Source organism: Paralimibaculum aggregatum (genome assembly GCF_030270585.1).
Lineage (GTDB): Bacteria > Pseudomonadota > Alphaproteobacteria > Rhodobacterales > Rhodobacteraceae > Thermohalobaculum > Thermohalobaculum aggregatum.
Genome location: NZ_BSYI01000001.1, coordinates 216,623 through 236,390, shown reverse-complemented (window position 1 = coordinate 236,390; position 19,768 = coordinate 216,623). Strand labels below are relative to the sequence as shown.

Annotated in this window: 13 protein-coding genes, 1 tRNA gene and 1 pseudogene; 2 read left to right on the top strand and 13 right to left on the bottom strand. The window is 69.4% G+C overall.

Going from position 1 to position 19,768, the window contains the following annotated elements:
- Positions 1–2: 2 nt before the first annotated feature.
- From glyA to QSJ97_RS01040, 3 genes are read right to left on the bottom strand one after another with little or no spacing between them, the layout of a single operon-like run.
- Positions 3–1,349 carry a serine hydroxymethyltransferase gene (gene glyA, locus QSJ97_RS01050; protein ID WP_285669618.1) on the bottom strand — a complete coding sequence of 449 codons (1,347 nt, stop codon included), beginning with the start codon at positions 1,347–1,349 and terminating at the stop codon, positions 3–5.
- The gene (locus tag QSJ97_RS01045) at positions 1,346–2,461 is read right to left on the bottom strand and encodes a histidine kinase (protein ID WP_285669617.1); all 1,116 of its coding nucleotides are present in this window, start codon (positions 2,459–2,461) and stop codon (positions 1,346–1,348) included. Before QSJ97_RS01045 ends, glyA begins: the two co-directional genes overlap by 4 nt.
- Before the next feature lies 1 nt (position 2,462).
- Positions 2,463–2,720, bottom strand: coding sequence for a DUF6324 family protein (locus QSJ97_RS01040; protein WP_285669616.1), 258 nt, complete (start codon positions 2,718–2,720; stop codon positions 2,463–2,465).
- A 180-nt stretch (positions 2,721–2,900) separates the two neighbouring features.
- On the opposite strand from QSJ97_RS01040, the gene QSJ97_RS01035 reads away from it, so the two are divergent.
- Positions 2,901–2,977 (top strand) — tRNA-His (locus QSJ97_RS01035).
- Between the two features lie 271 nt (positions 2,978–3,248).
- Here QSJ97_RS01035 and QSJ97_RS01030 read toward each other — a convergent pair.
- The 5 genes and pseudogenes from QSJ97_RS01030 to QSJ97_RS01010 all read right to left on the bottom strand — a co-directional run bounded on the left by QSJ97_RS01030 (position 3,249) and on the right by QSJ97_RS01010 (position 10,042).
- Positions 3,249–3,650, bottom strand: a complete 402-nt coding sequence (locus QSJ97_RS01030; protein WP_352231042.1) for a YopX family protein — start codon at positions 3,648–3,650, stop codon at positions 3,249–3,251.
- Positions 3,647–3,877, bottom strand: a complete 231-nt coding sequence (locus tag QSJ97_RS01025; RefSeq protein WP_285669615.1) for a hypothetical protein — start codon at positions 3,875–3,877, stop codon at positions 3,647–3,649. The genes QSJ97_RS01030 and QSJ97_RS01025 overlap by 4 nt, the downstream gene beginning before the upstream one ends.
- 1,281 nt (positions 3,878–5,158) lie before the next feature.
- Positions 5,159–6,127, bottom strand: a complete 969-nt coding sequence (locus QSJ97_RS01020; RefSeq protein ID WP_285669613.1) for a UDP-glucuronic acid decarboxylase family protein — start codon at positions 6,125–6,127, stop codon at positions 5,159–5,161.
- Between the two features lie 1,781 nt (positions 6,128–7,908).
- Positions 7,909–8,939, bottom strand: a pseudogene (locus QSJ97_RS01015) (IS256 family transposase); the annotation flags it as partial.
- A 641-nt stretch (positions 8,940–9,580) separates the two neighbouring features.
- Positions 9,581–10,042, bottom strand: coding sequence for an MmcB family DNA repair protein (locus QSJ97_RS01010; protein WP_285669612.1), 462 nt, complete (start codon positions 10,040–10,042; stop codon positions 9,581–9,583).
- Between QSJ97_RS01010 and QSJ97_RS01005 the strand changes: the two genes are divergently transcribed.
- On the top strand, positions 10,025–11,755 hold the full coding sequence (locus QSJ97_RS01005; protein WP_285669611.1) for a PepSY-associated TM helix domain-containing protein: 1,731 nt from the start codon (positions 10,025–10,027) through the stop codon (positions 11,753–11,755). The genes QSJ97_RS01010 and QSJ97_RS01005 overlap by 18 nt on opposite strands.
- A 38-nt stretch (positions 11,756–11,793) precedes the next feature.
- Here the strand turns inward: QSJ97_RS01005 and QSJ97_RS01000 are convergent, their stop codons facing one another.
- From QSJ97_RS01000 to QSJ97_RS00980, 5 genes are all read right to left on the bottom strand, one after another.
- Complete coding sequence (locus QSJ97_RS01000) at positions 11,794–12,744, bottom strand: homocysteine S-methyltransferase family protein (protein WP_285669610.1); 951 nt, start codon at positions 12,742–12,744, stop codon at positions 11,794–11,796.
- Positions 12,745–13,879: 1,135 nt separating this feature from the next.
- Positions 13,880–15,499, bottom strand: coding sequence for an ABC transporter ATP-binding protein (locus tag QSJ97_RS00995; RefSeq protein ID WP_434220872.1), 1,620 nt, complete (start codon positions 15,497–15,499; stop codon positions 13,880–13,882).
- Positions 15,499–16,644 (bottom strand): ABC transporter permease, encoded by a 1,146-nt coding sequence (locus tag QSJ97_RS00990; protein WP_285669608.1) that lies wholly within the window; start codon positions 16,642–16,644, stop codon positions 15,499–15,501. Before QSJ97_RS00990 ends, QSJ97_RS00995 begins: the two co-directional genes overlap by 1 nt.
- Before the next feature lie 3 nt (positions 16,645–16,647).
- Positions 16,648–17,805 carry a microcin C ABC transporter permease YejB gene (locus QSJ97_RS00985; protein ID WP_285669607.1) on the bottom strand — a complete coding sequence of 386 codons (1,158 nt, stop codon included), beginning with the start codon at positions 17,803–17,805 and terminating at the stop codon, positions 16,648–16,650.
- Entirely contained in the window at positions 17,805–19,679 is a 1,875-nt protein-coding gene (locus tag QSJ97_RS00980) for an extracellular solute-binding protein (protein WP_285669606.1), read from the bottom strand. The genes QSJ97_RS00985 and QSJ97_RS00980 overlap by 1 nt, the downstream gene beginning before the upstream one ends.
- Positions 19,680–19,768: the final 89 nt, after the last annotated feature.

Sequence of the window (19,768 nt, the reverse complement as noted above, 5' to 3'; positions counted from 1 at the left end):
CCTCAGGGCAGCACGTGGCGCAGCCGATCGTGCCGCGCCGCGAGGCGGCCGACATCCGGTGCCACCGCCGCCGGATCGCCTTCGAGCGCGCGCGCGATCAGCTCGGCCAGCGCGCCCATCTCCTCGACGCCCATGCCGCGGCGCGAGATCTCGGAGGTGCCGATGCGCAGGCCCTCCGCGACACCGTCGCGCCCGTCCGGCAGGCCGATCGGGCAGGCCAGCAGCCCGGCCCGCCGCAGCCGCGCCGCCATCGCCGCGCCGCCGCCCCAGCGCGCCGCCTGCAGCGCGAGGGCATGGCTGCGGGTCGCGTCGTCGCCGGCGAAGGCCACCGGCAGCCCGTGGCGGTAGAGCTCGGCCGCCAGCGTGCGCGCCGCAGCGACCATCTCGCGGGCGGCCTCCGGCCCGAAGGCCACCCAGTCGAGCAGCGTCCGCGCCAGCGCCGCGATGCGGCCCGGATCAGGGTTGGCGGTGAGGCCCGGAAAGGCGATGGCGTCGATGCGCCCGGCGAGGCCGGGATCGTTGGTCAGCACCAGCCCGCCCGGCGGCCCGCCGAGGCTCTTGTAGGTGCTCAGGGTCATCAGGTCGGCGCCTTCCGACAGCGGGTCCGGCCAGGCGCCGCCCGCGATCGGACCCGAGAGATGCGCCGCGTCGAACATCAGCCTCGCGCCGTGCTCGCGCGCGATCGCCGCGAGCTCGGCAACCGGGTGGTGCCCGAGGTTGAGCGAGCCGCCGATGGTGATGAGCCTCGGTCCGACCCGCGCCGCCAGCGCCGCCACGCCCTCCGGATCGACGCTGTAGGTCTGCGGGTTGACCGGGGCGGCGTGGACCTTAAGCCCGTAGAGCCCCGCGGCGCCCGGCAGGTGATGCGTCACATGCCCGCCCACCGAGGCCGGCGGCACGATCACCGCGTCGCCCGGCCGGCAGACCGCCATGAAGGCGGCAAGGTTCGCCATCGCCCCGGAGCCGAGCCGGATCTCGGCAAAGCGCGCCCCGAAGACCTGCCGCGCGAGCCGCGACGCGATCACCTCGATCTGCTCGATTTCCTCGAGCCCCGCCTCGTATTTCGTGCCCGGATGCCCCAGCGAGGGCCGGCCCGAGAGCCCGCGCGCCATCAGCGCCTCGGCAGCCGGGTTCATCACGTTGGCAGCGGGGTCGAGATTGATGCTGTGCCGGGCGCGGAGCGCTTCGTCCGCCGCCACCAGGCGCTCGATCTCCGCCGCCAGCCCGGCGGCGTCGCGCCCGGCGAGCCCGGCCTCGATCTCGGCGATGCGCGCCCGTGCGGGGGCGGCGAGCCAGGTGGGCTCGGCCTCGGCGGGAACGGTGTCGGTGGGGGCAGATGTCTCGGTCATGGCGGGTCCAGGCAGCTTTCGGGAGGAATGTGGATGCGCAGCGCCGGACCCTCCCCCGCCTGTGGCTCGAGCGCAAGGCCGATGGAGGCGAGAATCGGGCCGCAGAGCTCGGGGCCGAGCCCGCCGCTGCTGGCCAGGCGGGGCGGCGCGCGCTCGATCGGTGCGGCGGTGCCGGTCTGCGCGGCGATCTCCAGCACCGCGCCGCCGCCCGCGGTCCGGGCAAGGCCGAGCGCGATCCGCCCGTCCGGGCCGGCTTCCGCCGCCGCCTCCCAGAGCAGCGTCTCGAAGGCCAGCCAGAGCAGGCTCTCGTCGGCCAGCACCAGCGGCGCCGCGCCGGGTGGCGGCAGCCGCTCCTCTTCCACCAGGATGCCGCGCGCAGTGAACTCCCCGGCGGCGAGGCGGAGCAGCCGCCGGATCAGGCGCACCGGGTCGACCTCGCCGAGCGCCCGCGGTGCCGGCAGCCGCCCCGGCGGCGCGGCGAGCAGGTCGTCGGCCAGCCGGGTCAGCCGCCAGCCGGCCGCGAGGATGTCGGAGGCACCGCGGGCCACCGCCTCGCCGCCCGCCGCCGTGCCCTGGTCGCGCAGCCGCTCGGCGGCCCCGATGGCGGCCCGCAGCGGCGCCCTCAGTGCACGCACGAGGATCTCCGCCGCGCCGCCGTCCCCGGGGAGCGCGGGGCGGGTGTCGGGGGGTGGTGCCGGAGCCGGGGGCGCGTCTCCGGCGAAGGCGCCGAGCACGCGGATGCGCTCGCCGCCGCGCTGGCGCCAGAGACTGACGCGGAAGGGCCGGGCGCCGGCGGCGGTGGTGAGGCAGGCCGGCGCCTCGGCAATGCCGTCGGCCACCGCCGCGGCGAGCATCGACTGCCCAAGTCCCGGGTCGAGAAAGCGCGCGATCAGCCGGTCCGCCCGCTCGCCGAAGATCGCGAGATCGGCCGGATTGCGCTCGCGGCAGCGGCCGTCGACGGTGATCGCTGCCATCGCGATCGGCAGCGGGCCGGCGGGCACGGCCATCGCCGGGCGCCCGTCGCCCGCCTCGCCCGCCTCCGGCCGGCCCGTGCCGGAGGCCGCCGCCGCCTCCGGGGCCAGATCGGCCTCGCTGCGCGGCGGCGGTGCCATGTCAGCTCCGCTCGCTGCCGCCGCTTCCGGCACCCTTGCGGGCCCTGCCGGCCTTGCCGCCGCCCTTGCTGGCCGTGGCGAGCGCGTCGGCCCGGTCCGCGGCGGCGCGCAGCTCCTCGGCGATCTCGCGCGCTTCGTCGGGGTCGAAATCCATCGGCAGCTCGAGCCCGTCCGACTCGACATAGACCCGCACCATGCCGAGCGTGGTCGGCCCGATCCGGAGGCTCGCCGCCACCTCGCTCTCGCTGTCGATGCCCATGGCCTGCGCACTCCTCCTGTCCGGGGCGCGCCATGCCGGCGCGTCGCCCGTGATCTGCTCTGGGCGACGACAATGCCAGAGCCGATGACACAATTGCAAAGGGGGAGCTTGAATTCCCGCGCCGCAGCGATTAATCCGACGTCTAGGACGGCGCTCGCGCCGCCCGCACAGCCGCATCGGGCCGCCTTAGCTCAGTTGGTTAGAGCGCTAGATTGTGGATCTAGAGGTCGCTGGTTCGAATCCAGCAGGCGGTACCAACAAAATCAAGAGGTTAGCGGATTTAAGAGTTTCAGATTAGGGCGCTAGTCTCGGTTTAGTCTCTTTGAATTCGGAGTTGAAACGTGGGGAAATTGGATAACGAACTGGCTTCGTTGTTGCGCTCCATGGATAGGGGAGGCTTTGGTGATCCTGAAGCGCGTGAACAATACCAGCGCGAGATCGATCACCTAAAGTTTCAAATCACGCGACGGGACAATATGCGGGTCGCTATCGTTAGCGCGGTTATCGGAGCGGTTGTAGCAGCTGTGACTACGCTACTGGTTCAGATGGTGGGGTGAGTAACTCCGGATTTTCGTAGATGTTGCCGATAATCTCAACAGCAGGTTGTTCCAGAAATCCCAGAACTTGTTCGTACCTTCCAGTTGTATTCCCTCGCAGATCAAAATGATCGTGGCAAAGATGATACGAGCCATCGAAGAATTCAATTGCTGACTTATGGGATCTTCTGCCGGACACGCTGATTTCTTCACAAACATCACCTTCGTAAATTTCCTTCCCATTTACATCTTTGAGGCCAGTGTACTGCATCCAAATCCAGCCTCTTTCACTGAACAACTGCTCTATTGTCCAGCCCTCTTTATATGGCATTTCTGGATCGTTCACCATCACGTTTGTGACGCCATTCCAGTACCTAAATTTTATTATATTCATACGATTGATCCAAAGTTATTTTTCCAATAATCCAATACAGCTTGATCTGCCTCGCCAACCGCATAGTTATGATTGCGAGCATATTCGCGCGCTATAGTCCTCAAGTGAGAAAATTCTTTAAGGGATACCCATTCATCAAAATGATCTGGTAATTCATCATCTAGTAATTCCGGGAAATCTTCTCGATGCAGGTATTGCAGGTATCTATTAAGTTCACTTTCATTCATAGTCCATCAATTAAGCAAACCAAAACCCTAGCCGCCTTGCGAGTGGCCAGGGTTCAGGTCGCAAGGCTCATAATCTACATAAAGTACCAGAACAAACATAGAATGTCTTGTGGATAAGTCTGTGGGTAAATCTCTCATTCTAGTCTCTTTCCAGACTCCCAAATCTCGTGCATTGGAGACTGAAAAATTTAATCTCACGTTTTCAAGGGCTTATGCATGCGATAGCACTAGAGTATTGATCTAAAGGTCTTTCTCATTTCCGATAACTTATTGTTCCTATTGAGGAATCCTAGACTTGTGGATCTAGAGGTCCCCCGTTCAAGCCGGGGAGGCGGTACCACCCACCAGCCAGCACGGATCGGATGGAACCCGCGCCCTCGCGGCGCGTGCGGCTCCGTGCCGATCCCGGCCCCGGCTGCGCAGATGCGGGCGCGGCCATCCGTTCGGGTACGGGATGGTGCGATACCCTCGGCGCGGGTTCGGGGCCGACCGGACCTTCCCGCGCGTCCTGCCCTGACATCCTCCGGGCGATTCCCGTGACGGCGAGGGGGGAAACGACCTGCGCGCCGGTCTGCAGATGCCCCGAGCCGGGAGCTGCGTCGATGCCTTGAACGAGGTGGCGTTCAGTCCTGTCGGCCAGAATCGTCGGCGTCCGGGTGTTGGCAACGGCCATGCCCCCAGGCGATTCGGCGCCCGGCCGGACCGGGTTCCTGCGCTTCATCGCATAGATCGTGCGGCCGCCGGACTGGCCCGGCATAGTCGCGCGGCGGAGCGGGCGCCTCTCTCCGAGCGCCGGGCTCGGGGCCACCATCTGGCCGGTGCATCCGGCGCGTCGGTCGGCCGGTCGGGGCGCGAGAGCAGCCTCGAGGCGATGGGCGCATCGGCAGGCCGGGATCGCACACAGGGGTGCTGCTGCCGATGTGCATCGTGCCGGGCGATGGCTCTGGCGTTCCATCGTATCGACAACGGATGCCGGACCTTTCGACGCCTCAAACCTTGATCCAGCCGGTCGGCATGGCACCCCGCCGCCGTCGCAGACCGGCTCCGCCGGCCGCGTTCATGTGGCCGCGCCAATTCCGGGCGCGCGGGGCGAGGCAATGCGCCAGGGAACGGGTGCCAATGGTCGCGCTGTCCGGGTGCGAGATGCGCGGCGGCGCCCCGCTCCATGCCTAGGGGCCGTCATCACCGGGATCGGCGAGCGGTCGGGCCGGTTCGCCCGGATCGGCTGCCTGGCGACCGGGCCTGCGTCGATCGGAACCCGACGGTCAGGGCCGGCGCGCCTCAGCCCGGCGCATTCGCGGCTCCCGCGACCAGCCGTTCGAAATAGCCGATGGTGGGCGCAAGGCCCTCCTCCAGCGGCACCGTCGGCTCCCAGCCGAGCAGCGCGCGGGCGCGGGCGATGTCCGGCTGGCGCTGCTGCGGGTCGTTCTCCGGCAGCGGACCGAAGCTGAGCTCCGAGGCCGAGCCGGTCGCGGCGATCACCTGCTCGGCCAGCCCGCGGATGGTGAACTCCCCCGGATTGCCCAGATTGATCGGCCCGGTGATGTCGGCCGGGCTCTCCATCAGCCGGATCAGCCCCTCCACCAGATCGTCGACATAGCAGAAGCTGCGGGTCTGGCTGCCGTCGCCATAGAGCGTGATCGGCCGGTCCTCGAGCGCCTGCATGATGAAGTTCGACACCACGCGCCCGTCCTTCGGGTGCATCCGCGGGCCGTAGGTGTTGAAGATCCGCGCCACCTTGATCTCCAGCCCGTGCTGGCGGTGATAGTCGAAGAACAGCGTCTCGGCGCAGCGCTTGCCCTCGTCGTAGCAGGAACGCGGGCCGATCGGGTTGACGTTGCCCCAGTACTCCTCGGTCTGCGGGTGCTGGGTCGGGTCGCCGTAGACCTCCGAGGTCGAGGCCTGCAGGATCCGCGCCCGGGTGCGCTTGGCAAGGCCGAGCATGTTGATCGCGCCGTGCACCGAGGTCTTGGTCGTCTGCACCGGGTCGAACTGGTAGTGGATCGGCGAGGCCGGGCAGGCGAGGTTGTAGATCTGGTCGACCTCGACATAGAGCGGGAAGGTCACGTCGTGGCGCATCAGCTCGAAATTGGCGTGGTCGAGCAGATGCGCGACATTCGCCCGCCGGCCGGTGAAGTAGTTGTCGACGCAGAGCACCTCGTGCCCGGCTGCCACCAGCCGCTCGCAGAGATGGGAGCCGACGAACCCCGCGCCGCCGGTGACGAGAATGCGTTTCGAGGTCAGGCTCATGGGATCTCCGCTTCGGTGAACGCTGGCCATGACGGCGCGTGTGGAACGACCGCCGGACTGTAGCGCCCACCCTTTCCGGCCGGCAACAAGCCTTCGGTGGGGCGACCCGGGCGGGGGGTTCGGGTTGCCGGGAGCGCCGGCACGGGCCACGATCCGAGGCGCCCGGGTGTCGGGCAGGGCTTCGCCGGAGATCCGGCAACCGAGCGCTGGCGACGGGAGCGAGGCGTGTGCAGGATCAACCCGCCGACCGCCGCGCGCCGGTCGCGAGGCGACCGCAGCGGATCTGCCGGCGGCATCCTACCCCGAGGGAGTCTCTGCGAACGTCCCGGATCAGGGCTCTCGCGAGATCGACATGGGCAGCGCACCCCGTCCGCGGCCACGAAGCGGCGCATTCAACTAACCGGCCCGCGATCCGGGCGGTCATTCGGTCCACCTGTCACGATCACGTGTGAAGCCGGCGTCGGGAACTTCAGGTGCAAGATGGGGCGAGGCGTTCCGCTTCGGGAGCTCTCGGCGCAGACGTCAAGGCCCGCGACCTGCCGGGGGCGCCAGATGCACCGGGGGTGGGCCGGCATGGCCCGCCACACCGTGGCTGGGCGCATGGCGGACAAGAGGCTTCGGAGCATTGTCCGAAGCAAGCCGACACCGACGGCACTCGGCGAGACGCTGAACCCATCCCCAACGGTCGAGGCAAACCGGCAGTTCCCGACCCGCGCCGCGCGCAGTCCAGATCGGCAGCTTCACCCGTCTTGCCATCTGCCGCAGTCTCGCGTCGATCGGAATCCCGGTCCACGGGAGGCTGGGGACACCCCCGGGCCACGACCAGATCGGAGGGAGGTTCACGCGCAGAGGTGATCGGCGATACTGGTCATCAGGCGAGACGCTGCGCATTGCCGAGGAGACGCGAGGGCCCGGCGCAGGCCTATCAACCGTTGCACGGGCAACGGCGTGGCGGATCGCTGCTGCGATGACGACATGCCAGCCATGGAGGACATATGAGAACGCGTGCCGCCTCCAGAGCACGCGGTGGCTGTTGAAGGGGACGCGCGTTGCTGATCCGCCTCGATGATCGGGAGATCTTGGGGGGATCGCGGGTGCTGAAGCGGCGGGGTGGGAAGCGGCTGGAGGCCATCGTTTGCGGCTCACTGTGCCATCGTGTCCCCGCTGAATTGTGCTGGCATGTGCTGCCACGAGTCGACTCGAGCCTCGATCACGGCTTGCGGCATGAGGAGGTTGCGAAGCTCCACGCATGAGGTTCTGGCCGGCCTATCATTGATTCCGTGGCCGAGGTCCGGCCGATGTCGACGGGCGTTTGTCGGGCATCGTCCGGAGCCGGCGAGGCGCGCGCGCGACGCAGGCCGATCCCGCGATCCGCCGGCTCGCAGGTCTCGGCCTGCCGGACCGTCCATCCCTGGCGCCCATCCGCCAACGCTGGCGTGCAGAGCGTATCAAACGGGCCATCGCGCGCTGCATGAAGGCCCGCGTCGTCGCCGGCATCGCCAGGGACGGGGGGGGGCATGGCGGCACCTCGCCGAGTGGATCTTCGGGGAGATGGTCCAGGTCAATGATGGCGGACGAGGACGCGCTCGAAACGGAAGACGGTCTGCCTCACCGATCCGGAGACCATCATGGCGAGGATGGCCCGGCGCCGCCGCCTCGAGCCGGGCCGGAGGCGGCGCGGTGAGTTCGAAGATCACCGCTGTATCGGCGCGGCAGGACCGTACTCTGCGCGGTCACGTCCGTCAGGTAGGTGGACTTTGCGCGATGGCCTCAGGTCACGATCAGGCGGCTTCCATGGTTGTGCCGAGAAAAAGATCGGGCTCAGCGGCATCAACTTTCGAGAAGGCCTCGACCTGCATGTAGCGGCGCCGGGTTGCCCACTCGTCGTTCTGTTCGAAGAGCAAGGCTCCTATGAGGCGCGTGATCGAGGCCTCGTCTGGTAAGATCCCGACGACGTCGGCGCGGCGCTCAACCTCCTTGTCGAGGCGCTCGATCGGGGTGGTGCTGTGCAACTTCGTGCGGTGCTGAGCGGGGAAGGCCATCCAAGACAGCACGCCGTGCTTGCTCTCGTCCATGATCGCGGCGAGCTTCGTCCAACGCGCGTGGATCTGGTCGGCGGTGTGGCGCCAGGTGGTGCCGGCCCGGCCGCTGGCGGGCTGGCTGATGGCCTGGCGGATGGCCGTCGCGACGACGCTGTGCTGGCCCCGCGGGACCTGCGCGAGCGCGTTCCTCATCCAGTGCACGTGGCATCTTTGCCATGCCGCCTCGAAGGCGCATCCGATGGCGGCCTTGAGGCCTGTGTGCGCGTCGGAGACGATGAGCCCTGTGCCGGATAGTCCGCATGCATTCAGCCGCTTAGGAACTCCGTACAGAAGGTCTCCTCTTCCGAGGGGCAGGTGCCGAGCCCGATGCGCTCGCGCTTGCCGTTGGAGTTCACCACGACCGCGAATATGGTGGCAATCGAACCGATGCGTCCGCCTTGGCGCATTTTGAGATACGGGGCGTCGAGCCGGACATGGGGCCAGGCGCTGGTGTGCGGACGGTTCAGGAACTCGCTCACACTCTCGCCGATGTCCTTGCAGAGCTTTGACACCGTGCTCTTCGAGATGCCGGAGAGCCCCATGGCCTGGACGAGCTCGTCAATACGCCGGGTCGAGACCCCACCAATTCACGCCTCCTGGATGACCGCGACGAGCGCCTTCTCCAAGGTGCGGCGCGGCTCGAGGAAGGCGGGAATGCACGAGGCCTGGCGCAGCTTCGGTGTGCCGCGCCGGGTGGCCAGACTTCGGACGTAGTCGCCGTTCTGGTAGGTCGGGCAGCCCTCGACCCATCGTGCCGGTGCAGGGGTTCCCTTCGCCACCTCCTAAGCTGGCCGACTGATGATGCCCGAGATGGAGAACCGGCGGCTTGGGAATGCCGCGCTCGGTCGGCACCGCTCGGCCCGGCGCAAGCTCGTTCGGCAGCGTGATGCCGGAGCTTGCCTCTCCGGGACACTATCGGAGCCTTCGTCGGAGCGGCGCCGGCGATCCGGGCCGATGGCGCGCCCGGTCCGTTCGGTGAGGTTTTCGCACGGTGATTCGCTTCATCCGTCGAGGTTGTACGGTAACATTCGTTCCGGCGTTGGCTGCGGGGTCGTGGCGGGCAAGGCGGGTTGCGGGATCGCCGCCGTCGGCGCAGGGACGGACTGCATCGACCCTAGCTCATCCCGGGAGGAACGGTCAGGTGGGGCGTTCCGGCGCCCATCCGCGGCGAGAGGCGCAGATCGTGGCGGAACAAGGGTGCCGCGACCACCGCAGGGTCAGGCCCCCGCCGCAGCCTCGGTGCAAGCCGACTGGCCGGCGGCGTTCGTCCCGGCCGGCCGGGGCCGCTCGTGCCCCGGCCCGGCAGCCGGATCGTTCTGCTCGGCAGCGCGGGCCACACGCCGGCGGGCGGTGCGGAGACCGGCGGACGCGATCAGCAGAGCGATTGCTGCGCCTGCAACAGGCGGCTGGCGGCGAGGCGGGCGAGGCGGAGCGTCAGTGCCTTGCGCCGGGCGGGGGCGAGGCGGTGCTCCGGTGCCTCGCGCAGGATCGCAGCGTCGAACTGGTCGGCCCGCATCAGCCCGGCATCCGCGGGCAGGATCTCCTGGGGAAACCCTTCCGGCACCGCGAAGAACAGCCGGTCGCACCAGGCGCGGTAGCCCTCCCATTTCCGGTCCGACAGGAAATCCGCGCGGCTCGACTTCACCTCGACGCACCAGATCATGCCGTCGCCCGCCAGAGCGCAGACATCCATGCGCAACCCGTCCGGCACGGTCACCTCGGTGAGCGGCGCGAGCCCCCGGTCGGCCAACGCGCGGCATACCCCGCGGGCCAGCAATACGCCGGGCTGGGGACATGGATCGGGTATGGGTTCGGTATGGCTCGGATATGGCATCGGCTCGACTGTTCCGGAACGGACCGGGAACGTCAAGCCCTGCTGCGCCGGCGCGGGAGGCCATGTCGCGATCTGCGCCGGCTTCGGGATCGTCTTCCTGCCAGCCTCGGCGCTGGGGCTCGACCTGCCCGGCGAGGCGCCGCCTGGGGCTGCCGGGGAGACCGATCAAGCGACTGCGCCCTGCGCGTGGTTCGGGTTCGGGCCGGGGCTGCCGGGACTGGCCGACACCGCGCTCCCACCCCCGCCGCTGCCGCGGCCTGCCGCGCCGGGCACCCGCCGGCTGGCGCCGCCGCACCGGACCCCTGCGGGCTTTCTTGCCCGCGGCCCGCCGCACCGCCCCCTGACGGACCGGAACACCCTCGGAGCCGTGCCCGATCGGCGGGCGGCGGCGCCTTCCGACATCGAACACGTGCAACGACCGATACCGCGCAACCGCGCGAGGCCGGGACCTCCGCGCTCTACCGCGCCGTCTGGTGCTGGCACTTCTATTCGGGGCTGATCGTCCTGCCCTTCATGGTGCTGATCGCGTTGACCGGCGCGCTCCATCTCATAAGGGACGAGATCAGCGATGCCTTCCATGGCGACCTGCGGACAGTCGCGGTGGAGGCGGTCGCGCGGCCCGCCTCCTCGCCGCAGGTCGCCGCCGCTCTGGCGGCGCATCCCGGCACGCTGCGGGCCTGGCAGCCCCCGGCCGCGCCGGACCGCTCGGCGCAGGTGCAGGTCACCCGCGAGACCGGGGAGAGGGACGTCGTCCAAGTGAACCCCCACACCGGCGCGGTGCTCGGCAGCGACTGGGATGCCGGCTTCTCCGGCTCGCCGCTGATGAGGGCGGTGCGCAAGCTGCACAGCCTCGACCATGTCGGCTGTTGGGGCAATCGGATCATCGAGGCGGTGGCCGGCTGGGCCGTGCTGCTGACGGCGAGCGGGATCCATCTCTGGTGGCCGCGCGGGCGCGCGGTGGGGGTGTTCCGCCTGTGCCGGCGCACCGGCCGCGGCGTCTGGCGCGACCTCCGAGCGGTGACCGGGATCAACACCGCCGGCGTGCTGCTGCTCCTGATAGTGAAGGGGCTGGGGATGCCGGAGGGCTGCCGGGAGAACGACCCGGTCTCCACCGTGCCGACGGGGGAGGCGCTGGGCCGCGCGCCCCGGATTCTCGAGCACTGGCCGATGCCGGTGTCGCAGGCCGCGGAGGGCGTGCCGGCCGGGCTCGATGCGGTGGCGGCGAGGGTCGAGGCGCTGGGCATCCATTCGGGCCATGCGCTCGCCGTGCCGCTGGGGCCGGAGGGGGTCTACACCGCCTCGGTCCATCCCGACGACATCACCCATGAGCGGGTGATCCATCTCGACCGGTATGCCGGCCCGGTGCTGTTCGACATGTCGCTCGCCGATCTCGGGGCGCTGGGACGCGCCGCGGAATGGGGGATCAGCGTGCATATGGGCCAGGAGTTCGGGCCGGCGAACCAGCTCGTGCTGCTGGCGGCCTGCCTCGCCTTCGCGGCGATGGCGGTCCCGGCGGCGGCGATGTGGTGGAAGCGCCGGCCGAAGGGCGGGCCGGGCGCGCCGCCGCTGCCGGCGAATGGTGCTGCGCCGAGAGTGGTGCTGGGGATCGCGCTGGCGGCGGGGGTCGGGTTCCCGTTAATCGGGCTCTCGCTGATGGTGGTGCTGGCCGCGGAACTGGCGGTCGGGGCGATGGCCCGGCGCCGTGCCGCCTGAGAGCTTGCGGGGCAGGGGAGGGGGCGGCCCCCTCCCGGTCAGGCGGGGGCCGGCGCGCGGGCGGCGCGCAGGTTGCGGGCGATCTCCTCGAGATGGGACTCCCAGGAGCCGCAGCAGCCGCCGAAGACGTCGAGATGCGGGTGCCGGCGGGCCAGGTCTCCCATCATCTGGCCGAGCTCCACCGGGTCGCCCTCCTCGAGATGGCCGATCTTGCAGAGCGCCACCTTGTCCATCTTCGCCGCGTTGGGGCGCAGCGAGCGCACCCGGGCGAACCAGTCGCCCGGCTCGATGGCGGGCGCGAACTCCAGCGGATGCGAGCAATTGATGCCGTAGAAGGCCGGCGCCGCCTCCCCGGCCAGCCGGTCGGTCTCCTCCACCGCCTCCTTCAGCGAGGCGCCGGAGCGCAGGCGATGCTCGCCGGTCAGGGTGAAGGAGATGGTGAGCGGCAGGCCGAGCCGGTGGGCGGCCCGCGCCACCCCCACCGCTTCGGGCACGTTGTTGAAGGTGGCGGCCCAGACGATGTCGACCCCGAGCCTCGCGAGCTCGCCGAGCTGCCAGGCGTGGTAGTCCTCCGCCTCCGCTTCGGTGATGCCGCCGCCGGTGCCATAGGCATCGCCCCGCGGGCCGAGGCCGCCGGCAATGCGGATCTCCGGGATCTGCCCGGCATAAGGCGCCGCGACCTCGCGCAGGAAGGCGATGCAACGCGCCTGCATTTCGGCCAGCCCTTCGGGGGAGTAGCCGAGCCTGGCGCCCCAGTCCGGGCTCAGGCGATAGTCGAGCCCGGCCATCAGCGCCGCCAGCCCGTGCCGCGCGCAGACATCGAGATAGCGCTGGTACATGCCGCGCAGCGCCGCCGCGGCGTCCGGCTTGTCGAGCAGCGGGAAGGCGGCGAACTCCGGCAACTCGTGGCCGAACTTGTACATGATCTCGGTCTCGGTGCCGCCCTCGGTGAGATGGATCACGCCGTCGCGCTGCGCGGGGAAGCTCATGGCAAGACGTCTCCTGAAATTGCCCTAGGGGAAGATCAGGCTCGCACGATTCGCCGCAGCGGCAAAGCGCCGGGCCCCCCTCGGGGCGGCGGGCGCTCGGGGTTTGCAGGCAGGCGACCGGCGTGGTGCCGGTCGCCGCATCGGGCCGAAGGCGGTGAGCCATCGGGCTGCCGGGCGCGATGGCGCGGGTTGGCAAGTCGGCGGGCGAGTGCTGCGTCATCCCGGCGCCGCCCTGCGCCTGCATCGCCAGAGAACTGCGGAACGCTGCGGCGCAGCTTCAGCGCGGCCGGGGATGTTCCGCCGCGTCGGCCCGCCCTGAACTGTCCTCGCAACGAGGCTGTGGCGGATGGTGCGGGGGATGGCGACGTACCGGCCCGCCGCGGGATCGGCGTCGGCCACTGCCCTGTGGAGACCGGCGACACCGCGAAGGGCACCGCACAGGCTGCGCGCAACAACCTGGTGCTGCCCGACAGTCCCTCCTCGCAGCCGGGTGCTGCGACCGCGAAGGTCCGGTTGTGCGCGTTCTCATCGGTACCGGCTTCGAGCAGCACGGCGAGAGCTTCAGCCATGCCTCCGAGCGCCGCGGGCTGGAGCGGCGCGTTGGGATCCTTCCCTGAGCCGAGTTCCGGATCCGCCCCGGCGGTAAGCGGATCGGTCAAGGCTCTGGGCGCCGAGATCTGCGCCGCTCCGCTCCGACGCGAGAGGGAGTTCGGATCGGTGCTGCGGCGGAGCAGCACGAGTTCTGTCGCCCCCGTGCCGCCGCGCGCGGCAAGACGGCGCTTGCTGGCGCTGCCGGTCCCCTCTGCCTCGCTGTCGGCCTAGAGAAGCGCGGCGGCGACTTGGGCCAGCTTGGCGTGTTGAACGCCGGCTTCTCCGCCGGGCTCCAGGGGCAGGGCCGCGCCGCCGGGCATTCGCGCCGGAGTACGGTGGCCTTAACCCGCCGGCCGGTTCCAAAGGCTATGTATCCGATCGGGCCGAGCCCGGGCGTGTAGGTCACCCGGTCGATGGCGGTGGATTCACAGGCCCGTGAGGTCATGCGCCATGTCCCGGTCAGTGCTGCCACATCAGCGATCACTCAGCCCACCGGCCGCCCAGTGGCGTCGGCGCGACGGCTGGCCGACCGGAATGCTGGCGCTCAGTCGGCGGTGCCCTCGATCGGTGTGAGGTCGAAGGCCGCGGCCATCAGCGCCCGGGCATAGGCGGTCTGCGGCGCGTCGAAGACCGCGTCGGAGGAGCCGGCCTCCACCACCTCGCCCTGCCGCATCACCACGATCCGGTGGGCCAGTGCGCGCACCACCTTGAGGTCGTGGCTGATGAACAGGAAGCCGAGGCGGTGGCGCTCCTGCAGCTCGCGCAGCAGCTCGACGATCTGCGTCTGCACGGTCATGTCGAGCGCCGAGGTCGGCTCGTCGAGCACCAGCAGCTTGGGCTTCAGGATCATCGCGCGGGCGATCGCGATGCGCTGGCGCTGGCCGCCGGAGAATTCGTGCGGATAGCGTTCGGCCATCGCCGGCTCCAGCCCGACCTCGGTCAGCGCGCGGGCGACCGCCTCGGCCCGGCTCTCGCCGGTGTCGAGCCCGTGCACCCCGAGCCCCTCGGCGACGATCTCGCCCACCGACATGCGCGGGCTCAGCGAGCCGTAAGGGTCCTGGAACACGATCTGCATCGAGCGGCGCAGCGGCTTCAGCGCCCGTGCCCGCATCGCGGTGACCTGGCGGCCGAGCACCACCGCGCGCCCCTCGGACGGGATCAGCCGCAGCAGCGCCAATGCCAGCGTGGTCTTGCCGGAGCCCGATTCGCCGACCACGCCCACGGTCTCGCCCTCGCGGAGCGTGAGATCGACATCGGTCACCGCCTTGATATGGCCGATGGTGCGCTTCAGGAGCCCGCGCTTCACGGGAAACCAGATGCGCATGCCCTCGGCCTCGAGCAGGGTCCCGGCGCCCTCCGGCACCGGAGCGGGGCGGCCGCGCGGCTCGGCGGCGAGCAGCTTCTGCGTGTAGGGATGCTCGGGGCTGGTGAAGACCCGCTCAGTCGGGCCGGTCTCGACGATCCGGCCCCCCTGCATCACCGCGACACGCCGGGCGATGCGGCGCACGATGCCGAGATCGTGGGTGATGAACAGCATCGCGAGGTTCTCGCGCTTCTGCAGCTCGGCCAGCAGCTGCAGGATCTGCGCCTGGATGGTGACGTCGAGCGCCGTGGTCGGCTCGTCGGCGATCAGCAGCTTCGGCCGGTTGGCCAGCGCCATGGCGATCATCACGCGCTGGCGCTGGCCGCCGGAGAGCTGGTGCGGCCAGCTCTGCAGCCGGCTCTCGGCGTCGCGGATGCCGACCTGCTCCAGCAGCTCCAGCGTGCGCGCCCGCGCCGCCGTGCCGGAGAGGCCCTGGTGCAGCGCCAGCGTCTCGCCGATCTGGGTCTCGACCCGGTGCAGCGGGTTGAGCGAGGTCATCGGCTCCTGGAAGATGAAGCTGACATCGTTGCCGCGCACCCGGCGCAGCTCGCGCTCCGAGACGCCGTGCATCTCGCGCCCCTCGATGCGGATCTCGCCGGAGACCTCGGCCGAATCGGGCAGCAGCCGCACGGTGGAGAGCGCGGTGAGCGACTTGCCGGAGCCCGATTCGCCGACCAGGGCCAGCGTCTCGCCGGCCGCGACCTCGAGCGAGACGCCGTCCACCGCGCGGCTCTCGCCGAAGCTGACGGAGAGGTTGCGAATCTCGAGCAGCGGGGCGGTCTGATCCAAGGCGGCCCCCATTAGGCGAAGGTCTTGCGCGGGTCGAAGGCGTCGCGCACGCCCTCGAAGATGAACACCAGCAGCGAGAGCATCACGGCAAAGACGCAGAAGGCCGAGATCGCCAGATGCGGGTCCTGCAGGTAGCGCTTGCCCTGCAGCGCCAGCTCGCCGAGCGAGGGGTAACCCTGCTCGAGGCCGAAGCCGAGATAGTCGAGCCCGGCCAGCAGCCCGATCGACGAGGTCAGCAGGAAGGGCAGCAGCGTCAGCGTCGCCACCATCGCGTTGGGCAGCAGGTGGCGGAACATGATCCGCCAGTCCGCCACGCCGAGCGCGCGGGCCGCCATCACGTATTCGAAGTTGCGCGCCCGCAGGAACTCGGCGCGGACCACGCCGATCAGCTGCGTCCAGGAGAAGGCGATGAAGATCGTGAACAGCACCCAGAGCTTGGGCGCCAGCACCGAGACCACGATGAGGATCACGTAGAGCAGGTTCATCGACTGCCAGATCTCCTCGATGCGCTGGAAGGTGAGATCGACCCAGCCGCCGAAGAAGCCCTGCGCCGCCCCGGCCACGATGCCGATCAGCGCCGAGCAGACCGTCACGCCGAAGCCGAACAGCACCGAGAGGCGGAAGCCGTAGATCACCCGGGCCAGCACGTCGCGCGCCTGGTCGTCGGTGCCGAGCCAGTGCATCGCGTCCGGCTCCGAGGGCGCCGAGGCCACCGAACGGTCGTGGTAGTCGTGCGAGAAGGGGATCAGGGTGAAGACCACCCAGCCCTCCTCCATGCCGGCGGCGACCTCGGCGCGGCCGAGCCCGTCATCCTCGTCGAGACAGCCGTCGATGTTCTGCCCGGTGCGGATCAGGCACTGGATGAAGGGGTCGTGGTAGTCGGTGCCGACGATCCCGACATCGCCGCCGAAATGCGCCTCGTCATAGTCGGTGAGCATCGGGAAGAGGTAGTCGCCCTCGAACTTCACGATCAGCGGGCGGTGATTGGCCACCACCTCCGCCACCAGCGAGATCAGGAACAGCACGGTGAAGATCCGCAGGGACCAGAGCGCGCGGGGGTTGGCACGGAAATTCGCCAGCCGCCGCCGGTTGATCGGCGACAGGCGGGAGCGGGCGGGGGCAGGGGCCGCGGGAGCGGTCTCGGCTGTGCTCGTCATGGCTCAGCCCCGCGCCTCGAAGTCGATCCGCGGATCGATCGCCACATAGGTGAGATCCGAGATCAGCTTCACCACCAGCCCGATCAGCCCGAAGATGAACAGCGTGCCCATCACCACCGGATAATCGCGGTTCACCACGCTCTCGAAGCCGAGCAGCCCCAGCCCGTCGAGCGAGTACACCGTCTCGACGAAGAGCGCGCCCTGGAAGAAGGCGGCGATGAAGGCGGCCGGAAAGCCCGAGATCACGATCAGCATGGCGTTGCGGAAGACATGGCCGTAGAGCACGCGGGACTGGCTCAGCCCCTTGGCCCGGGCGGTGACGACATACTGCTTGCGGATCTCGTCGAGGAAGGAGTTCTTGGTCAGCAGCGTCAGCGTCGCGAAGGCCGAGATCACCAGCGCCGAGACCGGCAGCACGATGTGCCAGAGATAGTCGAGGATGTAATCCCACCAGCCCATCTGCGCCGCCTCGTCGGAATGCAGCCCGCGCAGGGGAAAGAGCTGGAAGAACTCGCCGCCGGCGAACACCACGAGCAGCAGCACGGCAAACAGGAAACCCGGGATCGCATAGGCCGCGATCACGATGGCCGAGGTGATCGCGTCGAAGCGCGAGCCGTCGCGCACCGCCTTGGCGATGCCGAGCGGAATCGAGACGATATAGGCGATGAAGGTGGTCCAGAGCCCGAGGGTGATCGAGACCGGGAGCTTCTCGCCGATCAGCTGGATCACCGTCTTGGAGTGGTAGAAGCTCTCGCCGAAATCGAAGGTGGCATAGTTGCCCAGCATGATGACGAAGCGCTCCCAGACCGGGATCGGCTGCTTCTCGCAGGCCGGCTCCTCGACCGAGACCGGGCCGTCATGCCCCTCGGCGCAGACGATCCGGGCGAAGCCGAACTGCACCTCGAGCCGCGCGATCAGCTCCGGGTCGAGGCCCTGCGCGCCGCGATAGCCGCCAGCGTCGCCCGGGCCGCCGCCGCCGGCATCGGTGCCGCCGGCAAAGCGCGCGGTGGCGCCGCCGCCATGGGCGCCCTCCTCGACCTGCGAGAGGATCTGCTCGACCGGTCCGCCCGGGGCGAACTGGATCAGCGCGAAGTTCAGCAGCATGATCCCGAGCAGCGTCGGCAGGATCAGCAGCAGCCGGCGGAGGATATAGGCGCCCATCAGCCGGTGAACTTGTCGCCGAAGCGGGCCGCCTTCTCGGCGTCGAACCACCAGCGGTCGATCACGCCGCGGTTGTATTTCGGCTTGGTCGCGGGATCGGGCACGCCGTAGATGTCCCAGTAGGCCAGCGTGTGCTTGGCCTTGGACCATTGCGGGATCCAGATATGCATGGCCCGGAGCACCCGGTCGAGCGCGCGCACCGCGGCGGTCAGGGTCTCGCGGTTCTCGGCCTTGGTGATCACCTCGATCAGCGCGTCCACCGCCGGGTCGCTGACCCCGGAGAGGTTCTGCGTGCCCTTGGCCTCGGCGCTGGCGGAGTGGAAATAGGCGCGCAACTCGACGCCGGGGGTGGAGGACATCCCCTTGCGGTCGACGATGATGTCGAAATCATAGTCGTCCTCGCGGCGCTTGTACTGCGCGGCGTCGACGCGCCGGGCGGTGGCCTTCACGCCGATGCGCTGGAGCTGCTCGGTATAGGGGATGGTGATGCGGTCGAAGCTCGGGCTGTCGGAGAGGAACTCGATCTCCAGCGGCTCGCCCGCGGCATTGCGGCGGACATCGCCATCGACCTTCCAGCCGGCCTCGTCGAGCAGCCGCGCGGCGCGGCGCAGGTTGCGCCGGTTGCGCCCGGAGCCGTCGGTGACCGGGGGCACATAGGCCGGGTCGTCGAGCACGCCGGGGGGCAGGATGTCGGCCAGCGGCTCGAGCACCGCGAGCTCCTCGGGCGTCGGCTTGCCCTCGGCCTGCATCGGCCCGCCCTCGAAGAAGCTGTCGGTACGGGTGTAGAGGTCGAAGAACAGGGTACGGTTCGACCATTCGAAATCGAAGGTCTCGGCGATCGCCTGGCGCACGCGCGGGTCCTGGAACTTCTCGCGGCGGAGATTGAACCAGTAGCCCTGCGTGCCCGCGGGCCGCTCGTCCGGCAGCTCGCTGCGCAGGATGTCGCCGCGGTTCACCGCCGGGAAGTCGTAGCCGGTGGCCCAGAGCTTCGACCAGAATTCCTCGTTGAAGCTGAAACTGCCGGCCTTGAACGCCTCGAACTGCGCCGAGCGGTCGCGGAAATACTCGAAGCGGATGGCGTCGAAATGCCAGAAGCCGCGCATCGCCGGCACGTCCCAGCCCCAGTAGTCTGCCCGCCGGCGATAGGTGATCGAGCGCCCGGGCGAGAGCGCCGCCGCGTCGATCTCGTAGGGACCGGAGGTCATGATCGGCTCGAGGGTGGCCTCGGCAAAATCGCGGGTCTCGAACCAGGCCTTCTGCAGCACCGGCAGCGAGGCCACGGTCATCGGCATGTCGCGCTTCGGGGTGTCGGGCGCGAAGTCGAAGCGGATGCGGCGCTCGCCTTCCACGGTGGCGCCGGTCACCCCGTTGAGCAGCACGGCGTATTGCGGATGGCCCTTCTCGAGCAGCACGTCGAAGGAGAACTTGACGTCCTCCGCGGTCACCGGCGAGCCGTCGCGGAAGCGCGCCTCGGGGCGCAGCGCGAAGGCGGCCCAGGAACGGTCGGCGGGGTATTCGATGCTCTCGGCGATCAGGCCGTAGACCGCGTCCGGCTCGTCATCGGCGCGGACCATCAGCGTGTCATAGGTGATCGAGAGCCCGATCGCCGGATTGCCCTTGATGACGAAGCCGTTGACGCTGTCGAAGGTGATCCCGCCATACCCGGTGGAGAAGGTGCCGCCGATCGGGGCGCCGGGGGTGGCATAGGCGAAGCGCTCGAAGCCGGCGGGGTATTTCAGGTCGCCGAAGGCCGAGACGCCATGGGCGATCACCGTGTCCTCGGCTGCCGCCCGCCGCGGCAGGGCAGGGGGGAGCAGGGCGGCCATGCCGGCCCCGACGGAGAGCTTGCCCAAGTCGCGCCGCGTCCAGTCCATCTGCATCCTCCCGCCTGTGTCTCTCTCTCATGGGGTAGGGCTCAAGCCGGGCGGTTTCAAGCGCGCGCGCGGGATCGTCATGCAAAAAG

Coding starts and splice junctions, on each gene's coding strand:
- glyA (WP_285669618.1), bottom strand. CDS start 1,349: ATGACCGAGACATCTGCCCCCACCGACACCGTTCCCGCCGAGGCCGAG.
- QSJ97_RS01045 (WP_285669617.1), bottom strand. CDS start 2,461: ATGGCACCGCCGCCGCGCAGCGAGGCCGATCTGGCCCCGGAGGCGGCG.
- QSJ97_RS01040 (WP_285669616.1), bottom strand. CDS start 2,720: ATGGGCATCGACAGCGAGAGCGAGGTGGCGGCGAGCCTCCGGATCGGG.
- QSJ97_RS01030 (WP_352231042.1), bottom strand. CDS start 3,650: ATGAATATAATAAAATTTAGGTACTGGAATGGCGTCACAAACGTGATG.
- QSJ97_RS01025 (WP_285669615.1), bottom strand. CDS start 3,877: ATGAATGAAAGTGAACTTAATAGATACCTGCAATACCTGCATCGAGAA.
- QSJ97_RS01020 (WP_285669613.1), bottom strand. CDS start 6,127: ATGAGCCTGACCTCGAAACGCATTCTCGTCACCGGCGGCGCGGGGTTC.
- QSJ97_RS01005 (WP_285669611.1), top strand. CDS start 10,025: ATGGCTCGGATATGGCATCGGCTCGACTGTTCCGGAACGGACCGGGAA.
- QSJ97_RS01010 (WP_285669612.1), bottom strand. CDS start 10,042: ATGCCATATCCGAGCCATACCGAACCCATACCCGATCCATGTCCCCAG.
- QSJ97_RS01000 (WP_285669610.1), bottom strand. CDS start 12,744: ATGAGCTTCCCCGCGCAGCGCGACGGCGTGATCCATCTCACCGAGGGC.
- QSJ97_RS00995 (WP_434220872.1), bottom strand. CDS start 15,499: ATGGGGGCCGCCTTGGATCAGACCGCCCCGCTGCTCGAGATTCGCAAC.
- QSJ97_RS00990 (WP_285669608.1), bottom strand. CDS start 16,644: ATGACGAGCACAGCCGAGACCGCTCCCGCGGCCCCTGCCCCCGCCCGC.
- QSJ97_RS00985 (WP_285669607.1), bottom strand. CDS start 17,805: ATGGGCGCCTATATCCTCCGCCGGCTGCTGCTGATCCTGCCGACGCTG.
- QSJ97_RS00980 (WP_285669606.1), bottom strand. CDS start 19,679: ATGGACTGGACGCGGCGCGACTTGGGCAAGCTCTCCGTCGGGGCCGGC.